This window comes from Vibrio sp. 1F253, from assembly GCF_041439295.1.
GTDB classification, from domain to species: domain Bacteria; phylum Pseudomonadota; class Gammaproteobacteria; order Enterobacterales; family Vibrionaceae; genus Vibrio; species Vibrio tasmaniensis_A.
On sequence record NZ_JBGONU010000100.1, the window covers coordinates 1 to 4,884 of the forward strand.

Sequence of the window (4,884 nt, forward strand, 5' to 3'; positions counted from 1 at the left end):
GACGCATCAAGAATAGGCTGAGGGACACCGCTGATTTCGAACTGACCGTTGCCGACGCCTCGCGTGGAATAACCGAGTGCTTGTGCATCTTTAGCCAATTGGCTCTGGTACAAGATACCGTAGTATTTTTGGAAGTTGTAAATGCGCTCGCCAGTCCCGTTAATCACGCCCCCTTTTTGTTTTAGGCTGGATGCAAGCGTGCGAAGTTTTCCTTCTTGGTCGCGTGTCATGTTAGCGGCTAGCGCGTGCGAGTGGACTTGTGGGTCGTTTTCACGGCTTGTCTTATGGCGCACGACCGCAAATATCATCGAGTCGGTGTTGTGAAACTCGCGCGCTCCCTCTTTGTTGATGGTAGTGAATTGTGCCACGTCTCTTTCAAGCTCAGTTAAGGCGAATTTTACGGCGTTATTGTGTGCTTCAATGAGTCGATTATCGCCACTTACAAGCGCAAAAACACTGACGGTTTTAGGTGCAGAAAAGGTCAGGTCGAAGCCCGATTTATGATCATCTCGTTTTCCTTTAATGGTTTCACCGCCAAGACAGCCTGAGAGTACCGATTCTAGGGTGGCTTGCTCTACGGGTTTACCCGCCAGTCCCGCTTCGATGGCCAGCTTGCCATGCCAGAAGGTGTTTTCTTCTTGGTCTTTTTCCTTGAGGTAATAGTTATCGCCCGCGTTTTTTTCTAAAGAGACGTCAGGTAGGTCTTTGGGGTTTTCTTCGCTGAGATAATATTTGGCAGCGCCAGAAGCGGATTTTAATGGGCTAATAGAAAGCATGAGTATTTTCCTTATGCAACGCAAATTGCCGCTAGCAGCAAAACTGAGCGGTGAGTGGAGGTTAAGGGGGAAGTGGAATTAAAAGAGGTGTGGTTACAAAATGATCCCAACACAAGCAAAGGAATTGCTAGCGGTTAACGTTCGTTCTTCGTGAATGATGACGCCATTTTCATCAATGTGAATGGATGTAATGCCCGCTTTAAATCGGTCTAACGCTACAATTTCTTCCTTGGTTAAATGCTTGCCATGAGTCAGGCATTCTAGATGGTTAAAGCTGTATTCATCGGCGGCCATCGCTAGTTTCGAAGAATCAGAATGCTTCATGCACTCATTGCCATACAGCCAATCTTGAGCACACTCTATATTTGGCTCTAACTGGTAAGTCATATGGTGGGTGACGCTTGCAAAAGAATGGGACTGGCTTGTCCATTTGTAGCTCACTTGAAAACAATCAACCTCATCGGGAATGACGGCATACCAACCTCGACTTTTGGGGGAGGTATCTAAATAAACAGACACGTAGCGTTTGTTTGGCCAAAAGCGCTTTGTTTTTGGATTGCCGTTTGGTTTCGCCCAGTCGGGTCCTATAAATTCAAAATGAATGTCTGTTACCTTGTTGCTGGTCAGCTCAGGTGTCAGAAATATTCTAGGCGTAAATTGAAGGTATCGTTCCTTGGGGTATAGAGGCAGATGGATGTCGAGTTGGTGTTTAATGGCCGATTGGATCTCTGAGTGTGCTTGAGTGTAGCATTCTGACCATTCAAGACTTTTTGCCGCCTCAATGGGTGACATGCCCCGGGCATATAAATCGATATAGGGTGTCCAATCTATCTTGATGTATCGGTATGGGATTTTTTTGAGATGCGCTGCAAATGCCTTAAACCATTCTTTCCATTGGTCGTCATATTCGTGGGTCATTTTTCCGTTGAGATAATTAAGACCTTTGCGAGTAAAAGTGACGCACCTTTGATCATCGTTGAGTTCTAGGTAATTTTCTGAAATCAGTTGCTCTAAGATGTCTCTGATTAGCATGCCAGAGTGTGGGTAAACATCCAAAGCGCGCTCTTTTGCTTGAGACTTGCTCAAGCTCATTCGCTTTTCTTTCATGTGCGCTAGATACTGAGTGTTGATAGGGTCTACTTGGTAATTTTTTGTTCTTGGCCACAGCCAATCTAAAAGGTCGCGGGCATAGGCCGTATTCGGTCCTAATTCTAACGTATAGGACGTTGGCGCTTTGGGTAGGGGGGGAAGCTCTTCTTTATTGCCATTCATGGCGTTTAACTCTTCGGTAGTTAAGTTTCTTAGTATGACATGGGTAAAGCCTTCAATATTGTCGATGTGCTCCCCCAAGCTGACTCTGACACTTTGGATGAAAGGAATGATGGATGCTTGGTTAAATAGAATGTTGTGGGTTGGCTCGTGGTGCGTGACTGCTTGCGCTTTTAAGTCGTCCCAGTCGCCATAACCTACCGCTTGAGCGCAAATCGATAACCATGTGTTTTTTTCGGTGGCGTTGCCCTGAATGATTTCAGCGAAGGTAAGTTGATCGAATATAGTGTGTAATTGTTTCTTTAATATCGGTAGATGGTCAGAATTAAAGAGGGTCTTATTTGACATGGTAATTCCTTGATGAATGAACGTAATAAAGCCTTGCCATTGCAAGGCTTGGAAGAGTGGTTGAGTGATTATTCGAGATGATGAGGCCCTAGGGTGTCGTCTCTATGGGGCGTTACGCTTTTCATCGATTTTCCTTTAATGAATCTCATCAATGATAGGGCTTACGTTATGGTGCACTATAACTAAATATCTAGTCATGACTAAGATTGAGTCAGTGCACTTTTTGACACGCTGGGTGCCAAGTACATGAAAGTCAGGCCTATCGAATTCAATAAACCAAATAACGAGTACTTCATGCTGATGCTCAGGAGTAAAGCGAATACTGCAAAGGTGAGTACGATGTAGTGAGGAGTGTTGGGGCGTTTTTTAACAAAAAAACCACGATGCGCTTCAAACCATACAGTGATAAAAAGCCAGTGGACGCGATGAAAAGTTGCGTCCACTGAAATTGACTCTCGGTGATCTGCATAAGACAAAGTGCAAAAAATAAGAGTGAGACGACCAAGGTCTCGAAGATTAATGTAGACAAACTCGGTAACATAAAAATACCTAATACATTTGGTTTGCAATGACCTATTTCTGTCTTGTGTGGCTATCGACTATTTGATGCGCTATTCAACCATATCACCCGCTTCCATCTCTATATCTTGAGATATCGGCGACTCGTCGAGCTCTTGATGCGCGCGATCTTGAGGGGCATTGTCTGATTTGAGCTTTTCCGACTCCTTGCTGGCTAACGCTTTGACTGTCTCACTTCGTTGTGCTTGTTGGATTTGGTCGGTTTCCAGCTTCATCTCTTCCGGCGTTTCAAATTGCTTGGCTTGGATTTCTGTGAGTGCGTTACGCTCTTCTTCGTTGAGGAGCATACCTGGGGCGACACACTCAAAGTAAATCGCTTTTTGATACGCTTTGGTCATGGCGGGCGATGGGGTGTAATCACGTTTTATAAAGGCCGGTGTCACATCTCGCATCTTATCAAAGTGCAAATCCAGTCGAGTGATAAAGCTGCTTCCTGGTACGCGAAGGTAACATTGCAAATCATCCATGGCTTGGATTTCACTGCTAGAGATAACCGGTCGTGTCACCGTCTGGTGGCCAATCGATACCCCATCACGGAGTGCATTTGCACCGTAAGAAATGTGCTCTCTTGAGACATCCACCTCTTGCTCACCCAAATCTTTGGATGAGATTTGCGCCATCTGCGCTGATGGGGCGCGAAAGTAAAAGCGAGAGTTGAGTAAATCAAAAATAACGTCCGCGGTATTTTTTCCGTAGGTTTTCACGAGCTGCGCATAAGACTGGAGACCAATCACATAACAGCCCCCAAACTTACGCACTTCGGCAATGATGGTGTCAAGCTCAGGCAGTTTATGCAGACTTGGCATTTCATCCATAATCACCCAGATGCGGCGGTCTTCATCGTCTTTGAGTCCCAAGATAGCGTTAGAAGCAATGGCAAGCCACGTCGAAATCAAAGGACGCAATGAGGCGTGTTGCTGCGCGTTACTCGATAAAAACAAAAAGCCTTTTTGTTTATCATCTTGTACCCAATCGGTGATGGAAAACGGTTTGCGTTTGGGCTCTCCTTTCGCGTCTTTATCATCCAAGCCATCTAAAAAGCGTAGGCTTTTAATGTAGGTGGCGAGCACCGACTTAATGGAGATGGCCGTCTTTTTGATGTCTTTAGAGACCAGGGAAGCAGACTCTGTGCCTTGCAGGAAATTACCCAGGGTTTCAAGTTCAGACGTGAGTATCAGGCTAAGCAGCCTTGCGGTCGAGCAGGGCTTGTCATCTTGGCTCATGCGATACGCCGCACTTGAAAAGATAGTCCGTGCGGAATCAACCCAGAACGGATCACCTTCACCATGTTGCGGGATAAGCGCGTTCGCAATGTTTTCAAAATCAGGGGCATCCTTAGCATCACACCAGACATCCCAATTGGCGCAGCGTTCATCGAAGGGGTTGAGTAAGGTATCTTGGCTAGGGTCAAAGAACTTACTGGTAAAGGTGCAGCCTTTATCATAAATAATGGCTTTATCCCCACGTTTACGTATCCAGCGCAGGAGTTTACGAAGCATGACGGATTTACCTGCCCCTGTGGTGCCGTCGATGAGCATATGCTGAACTTCAAACTCACGTTTAAATAAGGCCAGCCCATCCACTTTGAAATCAGAAATTCGTCCGTTGCCTACGCCCTGTTTTTTGAGTTTCTTTGCCCGTTTTTTTAAATCGTTAGTGAGCACTTTGGGTTCGGCGTATTGAAAGCCTCGAACGTGGAAATCTTCACTTTGCTTTTCGCCTTGTCGTTTAAAGAAACTCATGGCGAGCATCAAAATAGCGAAGGCAATACCGATGGCAATTAAGAAGTTGATTTGTATTTGGTGTATCACGTTATCGTAGAGGTCGATGAGTTGGGTGTTTTCCAGTTGGGAGGCGAGCGTACCAACGTAGCGTTTCCCGCTCCAGAACGTCGTGACTTCGCTGTTAAGAT

The 4,884-nt window shown here is 45.7% G+C and carries 3 protein-coding genes; all 3 read right to left on the reverse strand.

What is annotated here, in order from left to right; translation table 11 throughout:
* Positions 1-776, reverse strand: a 776-nt coding sequence (mobF, locus tag ACED28_RS22660; RefSeq protein WP_371710810.1) for a MobF family relaxase, incomplete at its 3' end; no start/stop codon positions are given.
* 93 nt (positions 777-869) lie between these two features.
* Positions 870-2,393 carry a hypothetical protein gene (locus tag ACED28_RS22665; RefSeq protein ID WP_102258448.1) on the reverse strand — a complete coding sequence of 508 codons (1,524 nt, stop codon included), beginning with the start codon at positions 2,391-2,393 and terminating at the stop codon, positions 870-872.
* A 611-nt stretch (positions 2,394-3,004) separates the two neighbouring features.
* Positions 3,005-4,884: type IV conjugative transfer system coupling protein TraD (traD, locus tag ACED28_RS22670; protein ID WP_371710811.1), on the reverse strand; the 1,880-nt coding region annotated here is incomplete at its 5' end.

Excerpts from the sequence above, each read along its gene's own strand:
- ACED28_RS22665 (WP_102258448.1), bottom strand. The coding sequence starts at position 2,393 with ATGTCAAATAAGACCCTCTTTAATTCTGACCATCTACCGATATTAAAG.